General features: G+C 52.9%; 2 protein-coding genes and 1 tRNA gene. 2 read left to right on the forward strand and 1 reads right to left on the reverse strand.

Features of this window, described 5'->3' with window-relative positions; translation table 11 throughout:
- Window positions 1-145: 145 nt before the first annotated feature.
- A tRNA-Arg gene (locus tag ACRESJ_RS32075) sits at window positions 146-222 on the forward strand.
- 480 nt (window positions 223-702) lie between these two features.
- Window positions 703-2,145: a magnesium transporter gene (gene mgtE / locus ACRESJ_RS32080; RefSeq protein ID WP_431761494.1), complete on the forward strand. Its 1,443-nt coding sequence runs from the start codon at window positions 703-705 to the stop codon at window positions 2,143-2,145.
- A 100-nt stretch (window positions 2,146-2,245) separates the two neighbouring features.
- Here mgtE and ACRESJ_RS32085 read toward each other — a convergent pair whose 3' ends face one another.
- Window positions 2,246-2,563, reverse strand: a complete 318-nt coding sequence (locus ACRESJ_RS32085; RefSeq protein WP_431756473.1) for an Arc family DNA-binding protein — start codon at window positions 2,561-2,563, stop codon at window positions 2,246-2,248.
- Between the last annotated feature and the right edge of the window lie 2 nt (window positions 2,564-2,565).

A 2,565-nucleotide genomic window follows, 5' to 3' on the forward strand; every position in this document is an offset into this window, starting at 1 on the left:
CTCGTAGCTCAGCTGGATAGAGTACTCGGCTACGAACCGAGCGGTCACAGGTTCGAATCCTGTCGAGTGCACCATTTAAGAGTTGTTTGCAGTGATGTAAGTAACTCGGCTTCAACCAGTTGTGATCTGGTATAAAAACACAAATGCACTCGTAGCTCAGCTGGATAGAGTACTCGGCTACGAACCGAGCGGTCACAGGTTCGAATCCTGTCGAGTGCACCATACAACAAAAAGCCCGCATTTTATGCGGGCTTTTTGCCGTCTGGGATTTGGCATTTCCTCTCGTGCGCCTTCCTTTTGTCCAGCTTGATGTGTGCGTTACGACTTCACTTGGTTTCAATCCATTCTCGGTCTATGCGGCAATGGTTGGTCGCCACCTTTTGCGTTTCCCCTCCATGATGTTGCCTTCTCTACAAGTCGCCACCTTTTAGCCATGTCGTGTGCTTTCTTTTCTGAATGAGTCGTCGCACTTTGAAGGATCAGGACAGTGCTCAAGATTGTCTTGCAAGCGCTTGTTTCAGCCGCGATTTTTTAACATTTAAAACCGTCAAGCGGTGTATCATTGCGCCCGTCAGCCCCGCCGGGGCTTGTGGAATACCTCCATGGACTTACCCAGTAGTTACTCAGTAAACCGTTTTTCCAATCATGAATTGACTGATTGATCCTTCCGGCGTGTTCCACTGCTGGGAGTGGAGTTCGCCTATGTCCGAAATTGAAGTAAAGAAAACACAGGAAAGCTTGCAGGACCGACTCGCTCAAGTCATTGAGCTGTTGCAGCGTCAGCGAGTGGTCGAAGATCTGACCCATCGCCAGGAAGGCCCGCATCACGATCGGGTCGAGAACCTGGTTCACCGGCAGAATCTCGTCGAACTGCAGCGCAAGCTCGATGATCTGCACTCCGCCGACGTCGCCTACATCCTTGAAGCGCTGCCGCTCGACGACCGTCTGACGCTATGGCAGTTGGTCAAGGCTGATCGTGACGGCGACATTCTCCTCGAAGTGTCCGACGCGGTTCGTGAAACCCTGATCGCCGACATGGACGATCATGAGCTCCTGGCTGCGGCCAAGGACATGGATGCCGACGAACTTGCTGACTTGGCTTCCGAGCTGCCGCGAGACGTCGTCCATGAGTTAATGGAGACCCTGGACAACCAGCAGCGCGAGCGTGTGCGTTCGGCCCTTTCCTATGATGAGGAACAGGTCGGTGCGCTGATGGACTTCGAGATGGTGACGATCCGTGAGGATGTCAGTCTGGAAGTGGTGCTGCGCTATCTGCGCCGCCTCAAAGAGCTGCCCGGTCATACCGACAAATTGTTTGTAGTCGACTATGACGGTGTGCTGAAGGGTGTCCTGCCAATCAAGCGTTTGTTGGTTAACGATCCGGACAAACAAGTATCTGAAGTGATGGCCAGCGATCCGGTAAGTTTTCATCCGGATGAAGAGGCTTATGACGCTGCTCAGGCATTTGAGCGTTACGACTTGATTTCGGCGCCCGTTGTCGACAAAAACGGAAAGCTGATTGGTCGTCTGACCATCGATGAGATGGTCGACCTGATTCGTGAAGAGAGCGAAAACGAAGTTCTCAACATGGCGGGTCTGAGGGAAGAGGAAGATATTTTTGCGTCGGTCTGGAAATCGCTGCGCAACCGTTGGGCCTGGCTGGCAGTGAACTTGATTACTGCGTTTGTTGCATCTCGGGTAATTGGCCTTTTCGAGGGTTCCATCGAGAAACTGGTGGCGCTAGCTGCATTAATGCCGATTGTGGCGGGTATCGGTGGTAACTCCGGTAACCAGACCATTACCATGATTGTTCGTGCTATGGCGCTAGACCAGGTGAGTACCGGCAATACGTCGCGACTGATGCGCAAGGAGTTGGCGGTTGCCCTGATTAATGGTGTGATTTGGGGTGGAGTGATCGGTGCCGTTGCTTATCTGCTTTACGGAAGTTGGTCTCTCGGGGTTGTGATGACCGCTGCCATGACGCTTAACCTGTTGCTGGCGGCGTTGATGGGGGTTTTGATTCCTATGACTCTTGCGCGTCTCGGTCGCGATCCTGCCATGGGGGCCAGCGTAATGATTACGGCCATGACTGATAGTGGTGGCTTCTTTATTTTTCTTGGGCTGGCGACAGTTTTCCTGCTCTAGGCTTCTTTCATTGAAACCCGTCATTCGACGGGTTTTTTTATGTCTGAAATTCAGGCGAAAAAAAGCCAGCGATTAAGCTGGCTTGGGTGTTCAGTTTGACTCAGGAAGCATCTGCGGCCATTTCTGCGTCGTGGGCAATCAGCGAAACGAGAGCGTTTTGTTGGCGATGGGAGAGCTGGCGGAAGCGTTGCAGTAATTCACGTTCGTGTAACGAGAGCTCCGGGCTGTCCAGGCGCATGCTCAGCTCTTCGCCTAGCGCACCTTCCTGAATCAGGCTCTGCTCAAGGCGCGCGATGATTTCGGAGTTCATGCTGCGATGATGATTGCGAGCCACCTCGGCAATGCGTTCACGCATTCCGTCTGGCAGACGTACGACGAACTTGTCAGCCGTACGGCTGGAATAAATTGCCTGTTTCAATG

This window comes from Pseudomonas sp. (assembly GCF_050739655.1).
In the GTDB taxonomy this organism is placed as follows: Bacteria; Pseudomonadota; Gammaproteobacteria; order Pseudomonadales; family Pseudomonadaceae; genus Aquipseudomonas.

What these genes read in the sequence shown, in the direction of transcription:
- mgtE (WP_431761494.1), top strand. Translation starts at nt 703, where the DNA reads ATGTCCGAAATTGAAGTAAAGAAAACACAGGAAAGCTTGCAGGACCGA.